Below are 13,870 nucleotides of genomic sequence, written 5' to 3'. Positions count from 1 at the left end.
TCCTGCTCCTTGTGCGCCGGGCGCCTCGCGCCGTGCGGATGGTGAGGGGGGAAGAGGGGTCAGGTCAGGTCCAGGGCGCACCGGAACCCCACGTTTCCAGTTGCCGAGTCCGCAAAGAGGCCCTGCCTCGCGGCGACCCGGTAGCGGCGGCAGTAGGAGGCGTGGCAGAGGTACGAGCCGCCCTTGGTGACACGCGGCTGTCCGCCGACGTAGGGGGAGAACGGGTCCTCGCACCATTCCCAGACGTTGCCGGTGGCGTTGTACAGACCGAAGCCGTTGGGCTCGAAGGCGTCGACGGGGCAGGTGCCGTACCAGCCGTCGGCGGTGGGGTGCCGGTTCGGGAAGTCTCCCTGCCACACGTTCATCCGGGGGCGCCCACCGGGCTCGAACTCGTCGCCCCAGGGGAACACCTTCGCGTGCAGGCCCCCTCGGGCGGCGCGTTCCCACTCCGCCTCGGTGGGCAGCCGTTTACCGGCCCACGCGCAGTAGGCGCGGGCGTCGTCCCAGTCGACATGGACGACGGGATGATCCGGCCGGGTCTCCCAGGCGGATTGCGGTCCGTCGGGACGGCGCCAGTCGGCGCCCTCGACCTGGCGCCACCAGGGGGCGGCCGCCACCGCCCGGGTGGGCGGGAAATCGTCCGGGAGCAGCCCGGCGAACACGAACGACCAGCCGATGCGCTCGGCGCAGGTGCGGTATCCGGTTTCGGCGGCGAACTGGGCGAACTGTGCGTTGGACACCGTGCAGGCGTCGATCCAGAAGGCGTCCACGTCCACCGAGCGCACAGGGCCTTCGCCGTCGGCCGGATGGGCGAGCTCGTCCTGGCTGCCCATGAGGAACCGACCCGCGGGGACGGCCACCATGCCCTCGGGTGTGGCCTGCCGCACGGCGGACGGCCGGGGCTGCGCCCGGTCCGCGGCCCGGCCGCCGGACGGCGTGCAACAGCTCACTGCGCCCCCATCACGCGCCGGTGCAGTCCCCCGTCGAACTCGGACGACGCGGCGCTCCGGTCGTCCAGGTCGATGCGCACCGTGCGGATGGTGCCGGTGAACTCGTTGTCGAGGGCGGGATAGTCGTCCGTCACCGGGGTGCTCAAGTCCACTCCGACGTCGAGTGTCTCGTCGAAGGAGAAGTAGTACGGGATGGTCCGCGCGACCCGTCCGGTCGCGTGCTTCTCGCCGTTCACCAGGAGAACGACGGTTCCGCCCCTGCCGAGCCCTCCGCCGTCGTAGTCGAACTCCAGCCGGATCTCGTGCCGCCCGGGCACCAGTAGTTCGTCGCCGCGCACGGTGTACAGGTTCATACCGAAGTAGTTGTAGGCGTAGGCCGGCCTGCCCCCGGTGACGTACAGACTCCAGCCACCGAATCGGCCGCCCTGGGAGATGATCACGCCGTCGGCCTCCGTGTCCGGAAGATCGACGTCCGCGGTGATGCTGTGCGAGCGGTTCTTGACGTTGAGGGTGGTCTCCTCGGTGAACCGTCGCATCCCCGCGCGGTAGGTGATGGACGTCCGCTCGCCGACCAGATCGATACGGCCCGCCACGGCGGGGTTCTCCCGTTCCGTGACCCGGTCGTCGAGGGGGAAGACCTGGTACTTCGCCGCCTCGATGAGGAACAGGTCCTGCAACCGGCGCAGCTTCTCGGGATGTTCGGCGGCGAGGTCGCGCGCCTGGCTCCAGTCCTGGTCGATGTCGTAGAGCTCCCAGACGTCATTGCTGAACCGCCGGTCCTTGTCCGGCACCATCTCCCAGGGGATGCCGTGCCGGGTGACCGCCATCCAGCCGTTGTGGTAGATGCCCCGGTTGCCGCACATCTCGAAGTACTGGGTACGGCGGTGCTCGGTCGCGGCGGGGTCGGTGAGCGTGCGATGCATGCTCGTGCCCTCGATGGGCTGCTGGGGCACCCCGTCCACGCTGAACGGCGCAGGGATTCCCGCGCAGTCCAGGATCGTCGGCAGGATGTCGATCACATGCGAGAACTGGTGGCGCAGCCCGCCGGGCTCGGTGACCCCGCCCGGCCAGTGCAGGATCATGCCGTCGCGGGTGCCGCCGAAGTGCGAGGCCACCTGCTTGGTCCACTGGTAGGGGGTGTTCAGGGCCAGCGCCCACCCCGCAGGTGCGATCGGGTAGGTGAGCGGTCCGCCGATCTCGTCCAGGTGGTCGATCATCTCGTCCGGGTCGTCCACCACGCCGTGCCCGAGCCGGTGCTCGACGATCGTCCCCTCGATGCCTCCCTCGCCCGAGGCGCCGTTGTCCCCAAGGATGTAGAGAAAGAGTGTGTTGTCGAGTTCGCCGAGTTCGTCGAGCGCGTCGACGAGCCTGCCGACCTGGACGTCGGCGTGTTCGGTGAAGCCGGCGAACGTCTCCATGAACCTGGCCGACAGCCGGCGCTGATTGTCGCTGAGCTCGTGCCAGTGAGGCACGCCCTCGGCCCACGGCGCGAGTTCGGCCTCCGGGGGAACGACGCCGAGTTCCCGCTGCCGCTGCAGGGTCAGTTCGCGTTGCCGGTCCCAGCCGTGGTCGAACCGTCCGCGGTACTTCTCCTGCCATGCGCGGCCGACGTGCAGCGGGGCGTGCGCGGCCCCCAAGGCCAGGTAGGTGAAGAACGGCCGGTCCGGAGTCAGCGTGCGCTGGGTGCGCACCCAGTCGATGGCGTGGTCGACGAGGTCCTCCGAGAGGTGGTAGCCGTCCTCGGGCCGGCGATCCGGCTCCACGGGGGTGGTGCCCTGGTACAGCAGCGGGTACCAGTGGTTCATTTCGGCGCCCATGAACCCGTAGAAGGTGTCGAACCCCTCCCCCGTCGGCCAGCGGTCGAACGGACCGACCGGGCTGATCTCGCGCGGCGGGGTCTGGTGCCACTTGCCGAAGGCGGCCGTGCTGTAGCCGTTGCCCTGCAGGATCTGGGCCATGGTCGCCGCGCTGCGCGGCCGGAACCCGTTGTATCCGGGGGCCGCGGTGGTCATCTCGGTGGTGCCGCCCATGCCGACCGAGTGGTGGTTGCGTCCGGTCAGCAGGGCCTGCCGGGTGGGCGAGCAGAGGGCCGTCACATGGAAGCGGGTGTAGCGCAGCCCGTTGTCCGCGAGCCGCTGCGCGGCGGGCATCTCGCACGGTCCGCCGAACGCGCTGGAGGTGCCGAAGCCGAGGTCGTCGACGAGCACGATCACCACGTTCGGGGCGCCCTCGGGCGGCGGGACCGGGCCGATGGGGGTGAAGGCGGTCTCCTGGTCGTGTACGTCCATCGCGGACGTCGGCGGCCGGCGGACATCCGGCCGCGGAAGTATGTGCCGTCCCGCGTCGAACTCAGTCATTCAATGCTCCGATTCGGTGGCCCGACGGGGAAATCACACCCTCTTTTTCGCAGCCTGAGTACCGGCGTTGCAGAACGCTGTTGAGGACTCGAAAATGCCCCGACCTGCGATGCAGTCAAGGTGTCAGTCGCCGCCGGGGCCGGTCAATGAAGTCGCTTGAGTTCACGTGAACCGGTTTTGAATGATGGCGGTAGAGACTTTCTATACCTACTGGATATGCCCGTCCCGGGCGGGCGAGGACGCCAGGTCCACGAATGCCTGGGCGGCTGGGGACAGTTGACCCGACCGCCAGACCAGTCGGCCGTGACGGAGCAGCCGCGGACGATGGGACAGCATCCGCGCCCCGCGCAGTGCGGCGTCCCGGGCCATGGAAGAGGGCAGTACGGCGGCGCCGACGCCGGAGAGGACCAGGGGCACGATCATCGCGCGGTGCGCGGTCTCCACCGCGATGCGCGGTGCGACGCCGAGTGCGGTGCACACGTCGTCGACCGCCGCCCGGGTCTCGGTGCCCGGTGGTGTCACGATCAGGTCCAGCGCCGCCAGTTGACGCGAGGTGATGGTGTCGCCCGCCGGATGCGGGTGCTCGGCGGGCAGCACCACATGCATCTCCTGCTCCGGCAGGTCGATCCCGCTGAGGTCCGCCGTGGGCACCGAGGCGTCCACCAGACCGAGTTCGCACTGCCCGGCCAGGACCAGCTGCGCCACGGCGGGCCCCCGTTCCGGGTCGACCACGCGCACACTGACCTTCGGATGCGCGCGGTGGAAGCGGCCCAGCATGTCGGCCAGGGGGTCGACGGAGAGGGTCGTCTGCGAAACGATGTCGAGCCGGCCGCCGCTGAGCCCGAGGACCTCCCGCACCAGGGAACTCGCGGTGGACAGGTCGCGCAGGACCTGCCGGGCCGGCCGCACCAGGGCCTCACCGGCGGGGGTGAGGCAGACGCCCTGCGCGAGCCGATGAAACAGCTTGCCGCCGCATTCGCGCTCCAGGGTGCGGATCGCATGCGACAGGGAAGGCTGCGCCACGTGGAGCGCGTTGGCCGCGGCCGTGAAACCGCCGTGCTCGACGACCGCGATGAAGTACTCCAGTTGACGTCGTTCCATCGGATCTCCGTCGATCTCCGCACGCCCAAGGACCACCGCACGCGCCGGCAGGCGAACGGCAGACACAGTCTGCATCGGCCGGCCGTCCGGTGCAGGACCGGTTCACCGATCGGACTTCGAAGGGACGTACTGCCCACCCCGTGCGGGTGCCCGCGAGGGGACGCTCAGTCGCTCCACTCCACCTTGAAGACCCACACGTGCTCCCCGGCCGCCCGAGCGGCCCCCGGCACGTCGATGACCAGTGCTCCACCTCGTACGGCCCAGGTCAGCGGCCGGTCGTGGCCGAGCAGCGTCACCTTGTCACCGCTGCGGATGGGCACGGGCGCCTCGACCGTCAGGCGGCTTCCCGGCTCGGCCAGGGAGTGGATGTAGAACGCCTTGCCCTGCCGCACCGTGAAACGAAGGTCCTGGCCGAGCTGCGCCATGCGGGACCAGTAGGTGGTGTCGTAGATCGCCTCGCCGTTGACCTTGAGCCAGCGGCCGGTCTCACGCAGCCGCGTCTGCATGATCTCGGGGATGGTGCCGTCGGCACGCGGGCCGATGTCGAGGAGCAGGTTGCCGTTCTTGGAGACGATGTCGACGAGGTTGTGCACGACCTCCTGCGTCGTCATATACGCGTCATCGGGAGTGGCCCGGTTGTAGCCGTAGCTGAACGGGTCCAGGCCTCGGCTGGACTCCCACTTCGCCACGACGGTGTTCGCGTAGGTCGTGTACTCGGGCGTGGTGAAGTCGTGGAAGGGGATTCCGGCTCGGTCGTTGACCGCCACGTCGACCGGCTTGCGGCTGTTCTTCGCGAGGTTGAAGTACTCGGCCAGGACGTTGCGGCTGTCGTTGACCCCGCCGATGTCGCACCACAACAGCTCCGGGGCATAGTCGTGGATCAGCTCCAGCATCTGCGGAGCCTGATAGTCCTTCACGTAGTCCTTGCCGGAGACGTATCCGGTGTACGGCAGCGGTTCGAGGGTGTAGGGATTGCGCGGAGCATGCCCCATCCAGGGGTTGTCGGGGTTGAACCACTCCGGCATCGAGAAGTACAGCCCGCGGTGCAGCTCGGGTGTGTACTTCGCCGACGCGTCGAAGAGTTCGCGCACCAGGTCCCGCCCGGGCCCCATCTTCACCGAGTTCCGTTCGGAGAGCTTGGTGTCCCACAGCGCGAAGCCCTCGTGGTGTTTCGAGGTCAGGACGTGGTACTGCGCACCCGCGTCCCGGAACAGCTCCACCCACGCCCGCGGATCGAACCGTTCCGCCCGGAACATGGGGATGAAGTCGTCGTAGGCGAAGTCCTCGCCGTACGTCTGTGCGTGATAGGCGTACAAGGCGTTGTTCCGGTCCTGCATGTGGTTCCAGTACCACTCGGCATACTGCTTGCCGACCGGCGACCAGGCCGGGACGGAGTAGACGCCCCAGTGGATGAAGATGCCGAACTTGGCGTCGCTGAACCAGTACGGCGCCTGGTGCCCGGCCAGGGAGTTGTCCGTCGCTTCGTAGTCGGCCACACCGACGGTGAGCCGGCTGCCCGCGACGGCGGCCCGCCCGCCGCGGCCGTGGGCGATGACACTGCCGTCCTGCTGGGTTCCGGGTGGCGTCTGTCCCCTGCTGCGTATCCCGATGCGGAGGCGGCTCTGCTCGCCCGGGTCGAGACGCGGCACCGACACGGGTCGCACCGTGCGGGCACCGGGCACGTCCACGCGCACGGTCACGCCGTCGGCCGCGAGGACGGGCTCCGTCCCCGCGTTGACGAGCGTCGTCTCCACGCTCTGGGCGCCGCCGGGATCCAGCAGCGAGGCCGTGGAGCGGGCAGGACGCAGCGTCAGGGCCTTGCCCTGGGCGGCCGGTTGGACCGTGAGCGCGAACACGTGGAGAGAGGCCTTGTTCGGCTCGGGTCGGTGCGTGACGGGCAGCGTGACCGCGACGGCCTCGCGCCTGGCATCGCACCACACCTCCGCCGACCCGATGCCGACGCGGTGCTCGTCCTTCGTGCCGTCCGGGCCGTACCGGTACGGGGCGGAGAGGGAGCCGCCCGCCTGGTACCAGTCGCCTCCGCCGAGTTGGGCCGTGGTCGTCGATCCGTCCGCGTAATGCACGGTCGCGGTACCGGCCGCGTCGCCGTAGCTGCCGGCCGTCAGGAACAGCAGCGACAGATGACGGCCCTTGGGAAGCTCGATGCGCTGCCCCATCGCGACCACGTTGTTCGCGCCGGAACCGGATGAGGGGAAGAGGTAGGACACCCCGTCCACTTCGACGCGACCGGCAGTCAGTTCCTCACCGGGGAAGGTGTAGCCGGACCCGTCGAAGTCCCCGCCGCGCACCGAGGCGGTGTCGATGCCGTCGTTGTCGGCATAGGCATCGAGCGGCACGGGCACGGGGTCCGGAACGGCGCCCCAGACGCCGTCCTTGCCGACCCGCACAGCCCTCTTTTCCGCGCCGCCCGGCGGCGCGGACGCGGCCAGGGACGGGGCCGCCGCGGGGATCACGCCCGCTGCGGCTGCACCCGCCGCGGCTCCGAGTACTTGGCGTCTCACGAATGAACTGGATTCCTGCACCACGGCTCTCCAATCATCGGATGTCCAGAGCATGGAATCGCAGCGCCCGCTTGTCAATGAGGCTTCAAAGGCCCGGAGTTGAAAAAATAGTCGGATGTATCGAGCCGTAGCGGCCGGAGGCCCGGCGGTGTACGAACTGATCTCATACAGGCACTCCTGGCGCGGGTGAACTGCCCGTGCGCGGCTTACGTCGTACGATCTTGCCGAGACGACGTACGTCCAAGGAGACACGAAGGCTGATGATCTTCATCACCGCCAAGTTCCGAGTCCGCCCCGAGCATGCCGACCGGTGGCCGGACATCACCGCCGACTTCACCGAAGCCACGCGCCGCGAGCCCGGCTGCCTCTGGTTCGACTGGTCGCGAAGCGTGACCGACCCCACGGAATACGTCCTGGTCGAGGCCTTCCGCGATGACGAAGCAGGCGCTGCTCACGTGCAGTCGGCGCACTTCAGGGCCGCGCAGCAGACGTTGCCGCCCCATTTGATCGAGACACCCCGCATCGTGAACGCGACCATTCCGCAGGAGGACTGGTCGCTGCTGGGCGAGATGGCCGTTCCCGAGCAGGGGTAGGGCGGTTCAGCCGTATTGACTGTCGGTCAGGTCCGGCAGGCGGGTGCATGGTGGTGTGACGGAGCGGGACACGACTCGGCCGGCTCAACCGAGCAGTTGCGCGCTGCTCACCGGTTCGTGCCGCTGTTGTCCGTTGATGCGGTGCCGCTCGATGGACGAGCGCCGGTACACCTCCTGCCGCACCCGCTGGATCTCGCCGATGGGTCGGTGCTCCTCCCGGGAGCGCCACGGTGTGATCGACGTGGCGTCGGCGGCCGCCACGTTGTCCTCCCCGCCGATGTCCTGACGCGGGAGGTCCACACGGGCGACGGTCAGCCAGGGGGACGACTCTTCGGGCCACTTCACGGAGGTGTTGTCCACCGGCATGCGAGCCAGATCGGTGTTGAGCTGCACCTGGAGCTCGAAGGAATGGTCGCGCTCCGTGGCCTCGGCAACCAGCGTGCGGCGGAACGCCTCGTTGTCCGCGCGCACGTCCACGATCTGGTGTGTGAGGGCGGCCAGGGACTCGGCCGTCGGCACGGTACGGATCTTGGCGATGTGGTCGCCGTATCGGAAGGCACCCATGCTGTTGTAGGTGTACGAAAGCAGATTCCTGCGCGGGACGGTGGTGAACGAGAGCATGGCGAACAGTTCGTCCCACAGCCAGCCGGCGGGATCGGTGAGCGTGCCCCGGCGGGTCAGGAACTCCGCCATCCAGGTCTTGCGGCGGGCGGGGTTCGCCAGGCCTTCGGGCAGCTCCGCGAACAGCTCCTCGATGACCATGTAGTCGTACGCGGTGTTCGCGAAGAAGACGTCATTGTTGATCAGGTTGAGGTCGAAGGTACCGGTGTCCGGTTCATCGGCCAGCAGTGACCGGCCGGGGACGCCGAACAGCTTGATGCCCATCCCGCACGCCGCGCCCAGCTGGTGGTCGGGACGCTGGTGGCCCAGGCCGTTGGAGTAGCGGACGACGGCGTCGTACACGGTGGGCCGGGCGAAGATGCCCTGGGCGTGGAAGCCCCGGTTGTCACCGACCGTGACGGTGGCCTTGAGGAGACCGTACGTCTTTCCGTGGGCAGTACGGACGGCGCGGCCGACGGCCTCGCGCTCGACCGAGGCGCCGGTGCGCTGCGCCACCTGTGCGACGACTGCGTCCAACTCGGCTTGATAGCCGGGACGTTCGGCGGGGCGGTAATCCTCATGGCGGACGGGATCCATGGTGCTGCCTCTCTGTGACAGTGCCGTTGATTCCCGAAATCTAGCCAACAATTAAATTGTGCACAATATAACTTGCTGTGATGAATCACACGCCGATGAGGGGCGGTCCCCAGGGACAGGGCATCGACCGGGGCCGCCCCCGTCGGCTCACTTCGCCAGCGGGCCGAACTCCTTGCGGGTGTCCACCGGCTCACCGAACAGCTGCCAGCGCTCGCCCTCGAACCGCATCAGCTGCATCGTCTCGATCGGGAAGGCGTCATCGGGCCCGGTGGAGAGGGTGACACCGGGCAGCAGCATGTCCACCTTGACGTCCTTGAGGTTGCGCACGGCGTCCCGCATCCCCTCCCTGGTCGGGCACTTCATCGCGTCCAGGGCCTTGTGCAGGCTGGAGGCGGCGGCCCAGCCGTAAGCGTTGAACTGGTTGGCCGGGTCGGAGTCGGGCGCGTACTTGCGCAGCGCGTCCTGGTACGTCTTCATCTCCGCGTCGTCGGCCCACTGCGGGTCGGCGGGGTCCTTGAAGTAGGTCGCGGAGACCACGCCCTGGACGTTCTTGAACCCGACAGGCTTGAGCACGGTGGCTGACGAGGACACGTTGTTCACGATGTGCAGCGGGTTCCATTTGGTGTTCTTGGCATCGGCGGCGAGTGCCTGGCTGCCGAACTTCGGCGTGGTGACGTTGAGCAGCACATCCGCCTTGGACCGGGCGAGGCTTGTCATCTGTGCGGAGACGGAGGGGTCGGTGACCTCGTAGCTCTCCTCGGCGACCACCTTGATGCCACTGCCGGCGAGGGCCTCCTTGAACCCGCCGAGCAGATCCTTGCCGAAGTCGTCGTTCTGGTAGAGGACGGCGACCTTGGCCTTCGGCTTCTCCTCCTTGAGGTATTTGGCGTACACCCGCGCCTCGGCGATGTAGTTGGGCTGCCAGCCGGTGGTCCACGGGTGGTTGCCGTCCGTACCCCAGACGGAGGCGCCGGTGGCGACGAAAGGCTGCGGCACCTTCCGCTTGTTGAGGTAGTCCCAGACGGCGGCGGTGGACGGGGTGCCCAGGGTCTGGAAGACGGCGAAGACCTTCTCCTGCTCGACGAGTCTGCGGGCTTCCTCGACCGCCTTGGGCGGCTGGTAGCCGTCGTCGCGGACGGTGAACTCCACCGTGCGGCCGTCGATGCCGCCCTTGTCGTTGACGTGCTTGAAGTAGGCGCTCACGCCTTTACTGATCGTGCCGTACGCGGAGGCCGGTCCCGACAGTGGGTAGATGCCGCCCAGCTTGATGGTCTTGTCGGTGATGCCGGTGGTCTGCTGGCCCTGGCACGCGCCGTCGGCGGCGGTGTCCTTGTCGTCCTGCCCGCGCTGGCTGGTGCAGGCGGTGGCGAGGAGCAGGGCGGCGGACGCGGCCGCGGCCGCCCGCAGAGTGGTCGTCTTGCGCATGTGATTCAGTCCCTTTCCGTGCGGGGCGGTGCGCCCACGGGTTCGGCATCGACAGGTTCGGGATCCGCCGGGGTGGGGGGCGCGGAGGGTTCGGAGTCGGGCTTCCGGTCGCCGACGGCGGGGGCAGTGGTGCTGGTGAGGCGACTGGCGGCGGCGCCCCGGACACGGCCCGCCAGACCGGCCAGTCCCGTCGGCGCCACGAACATCACCGCGATGATCAGCAGGCCGAACACCACGCCGGGTGCCGCCTCGCTGATGTCCTGGGCCACGTTCGGCACGTACATCACGAAGGCCGCGCCCAGCAGCGGTCCGTACAGTGAGGCGAGCCCTCCGACCACCAGGCCGGCCAGCAGCGTGATGGACAGCACGAAGCTGAACGAGTCGGGTGAGACGAAGCCGATCACCCAGGTGTAGACGCATCCGGAGACGCCCGCGAACATCGCGCTCCACGCGAAGGCGAGGGTCTTGTGCAGCGACAGCCGTACGCCCATGACCTCCGCGGCGCTCTCGTTGTCCCGCACCGCGAGCAGTGCCCGACCGACCCGGGACCGCAGCAGGTTGCGGGCGAGCAGCAGAGCCACAGCGGTGACGGCGAGGACGACGAAGTACGTCCACTGGTCCTCGGCCAGCCCGCTCCACGCGGGTGGTTGCAGCTTGTCCACGGTCAGGCCCATGGAGCCGCCCGTCACCGGTTCGAGCCGCTTGAGCAGCGGTGGCAGGAACACCGCGAACGCGAGCGTGACCAGGGCCAGGTACAGCCCGCGCAGCCGCAGGGCGGGCACGCCGAAACCGAGGCCGAGGAGGAAGCATCCGACGGCGGCGACCGGCAGCGTGGCCAAGTGGCCGGTGTCGTAGCGGTCGAGCATGACCGCGGCCGTGTAGGCCCCCGCCGCGAAGAACGCGCCGTGCCCGAGGGAGATCTGCCCGCCGAATCCGACCAGCAGGTTCAGGCCGGCCAGCGCCACGGCGTACAGCAGCACCATGGTCAGCTGGAAGACCTGGAAGGGGGCGAAGTAGAACGGTGCGCCGACGGCGACGCCCGCGGCGAGCAGCGCGGTGAGCGCGGCCCGCAGTCGGCGGGAGCGGTCGGTGCCCGGTGTTGCGGTGATCGTGCTCATGCGCGCTCCACCGCCGCCCGTCCGAAGAGGCCCTGGGGCCGCACCAGCAGCACGGCCAGGATGATCAGCAGGGGCACGCCCACCTTCAGATCGGCACCGATCACGTCCACGTACGCCCCGGCCAGCGTCTCGGCCACGCCCACGACCAGGCCGCCGACGACCGCACCGACCGGGCTGTCGAAGCCCCCGAGGGTGGCCGCGGCGAACGCGTAGATCAGGACCCCGCCCATCATGTTGGGCTCGAGGAACAGCAGCGGGGCGACGAGCACGCCCGACACCGCACCGACTGTCGCGGCCAGCCCCCAGCCGAGCATCAGCACGCGGCCCACTCGGATGCCCGACAGCCGGGCGGAGGCAGGGTTGCAGGCGACCGCCCGCATCACCAGGCCGACGGAGGTGTGCTGGAACAGCAGGTACAACAGGCCCATCACGACGGCCACCACCGCGATGATCCCGAGGCTCGACCAGTCCACGCGCACCCCGGCCAGGTCGATCCCGCCGTCGGGGAACGGCTGCGGGAAGTCCTTCACGGTGAACGACCAGATCAGACCGGCCATCGCGTTGACGAAGATGAACAGACCGACCGTGACGATGACCATCGTCAGCTCGGGCGCGTTCTGCACCGGGCGGATGACGATCCGTTCGACCAGCATGCCGCCGGCGAAGGACACCGCCAGGGTCACCGGCAGCGCCAGCCAGAACGACATCCCGGACGCCACGAGTTGCCACGCCACGTAGGTGGAGATCATGGCGAGCTCACCCTGAGCGAAGTTGACGATCCCGGTGAACCGGTGGATCAGCACCAGGGCCAGCGCCAGGCTGGCATAGACGGCGCCGGAGCCGACTCCTTCCACCACTTGCTGGAGCAGTTCGGTCACGGCACTCACCCGTCCTTTCCGGTGCGGACGGAGACACCGAGGTACACCTCGGCGACCTGTCCGTCCTCACGGATCTCCCGGGACGGCCCGGACAGCACCAGGCGGCCTGCCTCCAGTACGTGTGCCCGGTGCGCCACATCCAGCGCGAGCTGGGCGTTCTGCTCGACGACGACCACGGTGGTGCGTTCCTCCTCGTTGACGGCACGGACGATCTCGAACAGCTCGCGAGTGACCAGCGGCGCGAGCCCCAGCGACGGCTCGTCCAGGAGCAGCAGCGAGGGCCGCAGCATCAGCGCCCTGCCGATGGCGAGCATCTGCTGCTCGCCGCCGCTGAGGCTGCCGGCGGCCTGGTGGGACCGCTGGCGCAGCTTGGGGAAGTAGCCGTAGATGCGCTCCAGATCGGCCGCCACGCCTGCGCGCTCGGCACGGCCCCGCTTCCATCGGCCGGTGCGCACGTGGGCGCCGATGCGCAGGTTCTCCTCGACGGTCAGGTCGTTGAAGGTGCCGCGGCCCTCGGGTACGTGCGCCACGCCCAGACGCGCGGTCTGCTCGGGCGAGCGACCCAGCAGCTCCGTACCGTTCAACGTCACCGAGCCGCGTCCGCGGACCATGCCGCACAGGGCCCGCAGAGTGGTTGTCTTGCCCGCGCCATTGGGCCCGAGGACCGCGCACACCTCGCCTCGTGCGACGGAGAAGTCGAGCCCCTGGAGCACGCGGGCCTGCCCGTATCCGGCATGCAGGCCGGCGACCTTCAGGAAGTCCGGTTCCGCATGCGCCTGCCCGGCCTCGGTGCCGTCGGGGGTGGATTCCGTCATGCCGCCACCCCCAGGTACGCCTCGATGACCGCGGGGTCGCGCTGGATCTCCTTCGGCGAGCCCTCGGCGATCTTGCGCCCGAAGTCGAGACACACGACCTTGTCGCACAGGCCCATCACGAACCCCATGTGGTGTTCGACCACCACGAGCGTCAGGTCGAAGTCCTCGCGCACCGACCGGACCAGATCCGCGAATTGGTCGACCTCGCCGTGGCTGAGCCCGTTGACGGGTTCGTCGAGCAACAGCAGCCGGGGCCGTACCGCGAGCGCCCGGGCGAGTTCGACGCGTTTGAGCGTGCCGAACGGCAGCCCGGAGGCGGGGTGGTCGGCGACATCCGCCAGACCGAGACGCCGTAGCAAGTCGTCCGCCTGGTCACGTAGTTCCCTCTCCTCCCGCCGGACGCGGGGCAGCCGGAGCGCCGCAGCGAGGTGTCCCGTATGCCCCCGGCTGTGGGAGCCGACCATGACGTTCTCCCGGACCGTGAGCCGTGGGAACAGACCCAGATTCTGGAAGGTGCGGGCAATTCCGCGCCCGGCCACGGAGTGCGGTGGGAGGGCGAGCAGGTCCTCGTCCTCGAACCGGACCGTCCCCGCATCGGGGGTGCAGCGCCTGGTGAGGCAGTTGAACAAGGTGGTCTTGCCGGCTCCGTTCGGTCCGATGAGCCCCACGGCGGTGCCCGGCTCGACGGTGAACGCGACACCGTCCAGTGCCGTGATCCCGCCGAAGCGCACGCTGATACCGTCGACCGCGAGCATGAGTGACGCCCCTTCCGAGGTGCTGGGGGGTGGGCGAGCGTCACAGTAAGTGGGGGCCTTCCGAGCGCACATTGGGTGCGAGCACCCAACTTCGCGGCCACCGACTTGTGCGCCACGCCCAATGCCTCCGGCATCTCGCCCACCGGGCCTGTTGACGGA

11 protein-coding genes are annotated in these 13,870 nt (G+C 69.0%); 1 reads left to right on the top strand and 10 read right to left on the bottom strand.

Going from position 1 to position 13,870, the window contains the following annotated elements; translation table 11 throughout:
- Positions 1-59: 59 nt before the first annotated feature.
- From OG331_RS43640 to OG331_RS43625, 4 genes are all read right to left on the bottom strand, one after another.
- The gene (locus OG331_RS43640) at positions 60-863 is read right to left on the bottom strand and encodes a formylglycine-generating enzyme family protein (RefSeq protein WP_406210705.1); all 804 of its coding nucleotides are present in this window, start codon (positions 861-863) and stop codon (positions 60-62) included.
- An 83-nt stretch (positions 864-946) separates the two neighbouring features.
- Complete coding sequence (locus tag OG331_RS43635; RefSeq protein WP_406207695.1) at positions 947-3,307, bottom strand: arylsulfatase; 2,361 nt, start codon at positions 3,305-3,307, stop codon at positions 947-949.
- Positions 3,308-3,514: 207 nt separating this feature from the next.
- On the bottom strand, positions 3,515-4,408 hold the full coding sequence (locus tag OG331_RS43630) for a LysR family transcriptional regulator (RefSeq protein WP_406207692.1): 894 nt from the start codon (positions 4,406-4,408) through the stop codon (positions 3,515-3,517).
- A 164-nt stretch (positions 4,409-4,572) separates the two neighbouring features.
- Entirely contained in the window at positions 4,573-6,930 is a 2,358-nt protein-coding gene (locus OG331_RS43625; RefSeq protein ID WP_406207689.1) for an alpha-L-fucosidase, read from the bottom strand.
- 260 nt (positions 6,931-7,190) lie between these two features.
- Here OG331_RS43625 and OG331_RS43620 point away from each other — a divergent pair, with 260 nt between their 5' ends.
- Entirely contained in the window at positions 7,191-7,523 is a 333-nt protein-coding gene (locus tag OG331_RS43620) for a putative quinol monooxygenase (RefSeq protein ID WP_406207687.1), read from the top strand.
- 84 nt (positions 7,524-7,607) lie between these two features.
- On the opposite strand, the gene OG331_RS43615 is transcribed toward OG331_RS43620, so the two are convergent.
- The 6 genes from OG331_RS43615 to OG331_RS43590 form a co-directional block, all read right to left on the bottom strand.
- Positions 7,608-8,660, bottom strand: coding sequence for a catalase family protein (locus tag OG331_RS43615; RefSeq protein ID WP_406207684.1), 1,053 nt, complete (start codon positions 8,658-8,660; stop codon positions 7,608-7,610).
- A gap of 207 nt (positions 8,661-8,867) precedes the next feature.
- Positions 8,868-10,145, bottom strand: a complete 1,278-nt coding sequence (locus OG331_RS43610) for an ABC transporter substrate-binding protein (RefSeq protein ID WP_406207681.1) — start codon at positions 10,143-10,145, stop codon at positions 8,868-8,870.
- A 5-nt stretch (positions 10,146-10,150) separates the two neighbouring features.
- Positions 10,151-11,263, bottom strand: coding sequence for a branched-chain amino acid ABC transporter permease (locus OG331_RS43605; protein ID WP_406207679.1), 1,113 nt, complete (start codon positions 11,261-11,263; stop codon positions 10,151-10,153).
- The gene (locus OG331_RS43600) at positions 11,260-12,141 is read right to left on the bottom strand and encodes a branched-chain amino acid ABC transporter permease (protein WP_406207676.1); all 882 of its coding nucleotides are present in this window, start codon (positions 12,139-12,141) and stop codon (positions 11,260-11,262) included. Before OG331_RS43600 ends, OG331_RS43605 begins: the two co-directional genes overlap by 4 nt.
- Positions 12,142-12,146: 5 nt before the next feature.
- The gene (locus tag OG331_RS43595; RefSeq protein ID WP_406207673.1) at positions 12,147-12,956 is read right to left on the bottom strand and encodes an ABC transporter ATP-binding protein; all 810 of its coding nucleotides are present in this window, start codon (positions 12,954-12,956) and stop codon (positions 12,147-12,149) included.
- Positions 12,953-13,711 (bottom strand): ABC transporter ATP-binding protein, encoded by a 759-nt coding sequence (locus OG331_RS43590; RefSeq protein ID WP_363032048.1) that lies wholly within the window; start codon positions 13,709-13,711, stop codon positions 12,953-12,955. The genes OG331_RS43595 and OG331_RS43590 overlap by 4 nt, the downstream gene beginning before the upstream one ends.
- Between the last annotated feature and the right edge of the window lie 159 nt (positions 13,712-13,870).

The sequence above is a fragment of the Streptomyces sp. NBC_01017 genome (assembly GCF_045162795.1).
In the GTDB taxonomy this organism is placed as follows: Bacteria; Actinomycetota; Actinomycetes; order Streptomycetales; family Streptomycetaceae; genus Streptomyces; species Streptomyces machairae.
This window is presented reverse-complemented; position numbering and strand designations above follow the sequence as displayed.

Coding starts and splice junctions, on each gene's coding strand:
- OG331_RS43620 (WP_406207687.1), top strand. CDS start 7,191: ATGATCTTCATCACCGCCAAGTTCCGAGTCCGCCCCGAGCATGCCGAC.
- OG331_RS43605 (WP_406207679.1), bottom strand. CDS start 11,263: ATGAGCACGATCACCGCAACACCGGGCACCGACCGCTCCCGCCGACTG.
- OG331_RS43590 (WP_363032048.1), bottom strand. CDS start 13,711: ATGCTCGCGGTCGACGGTATCAGCGTGCGCTTCGGCGGGATCACGGCA.
- OG331_RS43630 (WP_406207692.1), bottom strand. CDS start 4,408: ATGGAACGACGTCAACTGGAGTACTTCATCGCGGTCGTCGAGCACGGC.
- OG331_RS43595 (WP_406207673.1), bottom strand. CDS start 12,956: ATGACGGAATCCACCCCCGACGGCACCGAGGCCGGGCAGGCGCATGCG.
- OG331_RS43640 (WP_406210705.1), bottom strand. CDS start 863: ATGGTGGCCGTCCCCGCGGGTCGGTTCCTCATGGGCAGCCAGGACGAG.
- OG331_RS43610 (WP_406207681.1), bottom strand. CDS start 10,145: ATGCGCAAGACGACCACTCTGCGGGCGGCCGCGGCCGCGTCCGCCGCC.
- OG331_RS43635 (WP_406207695.1), bottom strand. CDS start 3,307: ATGACTGAGTTCGACGCGGGACGGCACATACTTCCGCGGCCGGATGTC.